Origin of the sequence: Thermomonospora catenispora, assembly GCF_006363815.1 — a bacterium.
Lineage (GTDB): Bacteria > Actinomycetota > Actinomycetes > Streptosporangiales > Streptosporangiaceae > Thermomonospora > Thermomonospora catenispora.
In genome coordinates, this window is record NZ_RRYT01000103.1 from 1 (window position 1) to 443 (window position 443).

Below are 443 nucleotides of genomic sequence, written 5' to 3' on the forward strand. Positions count from 1 at the left end.
GCGGACGAGCCCGCCGACGCACCCGCCGACGAGCCCGCCGACGAGCCCGCGGGCGAGGCGGCCGAGCCGGCCCCGGCCGAACCGGAGTCCGCGGTGAAGTCCGCGGCGGAGGCGACGCGGCCCGACACGACGGCGAAGCCCGACGCCTCTCCCGCCGACGAGCCCGCCGACGAGCCCGCGGATCCGGCCGCCGGCGCCGCCGACGGTCCGGCCGGCGAGTCCGGCGCCGGCACCGGGAGCACCGGGTCGACCGCCGAGGGCTCCGCCCGGACGTCCTCGCCGGCCGAGCCGGCGAAGGGTCCCGCCGAGGGTCCGGCCGAGCCCGCTCCGGCCGCGCAGACGGCGCCGTCGCAGCCGCCGACCAAGCCCGCGCCGGCCAAGCAGCGGCCTCGTCAGACCAAGCCCGCCGACCGCCCGGCCGCCGAGTCGCCGGTGGGCGAGCC

The 443-nt window shown here is 82.6% G+C and carries 1 pseudogene; it reads left to right on the forward strand.

Annotation, left to right across the window (positions count from 1 at the left end):
- Positions 1 to 443 (forward strand): annotated as a pseudogene (locus EIO00_RS24420) (hypothetical protein); the annotation flags it as partial.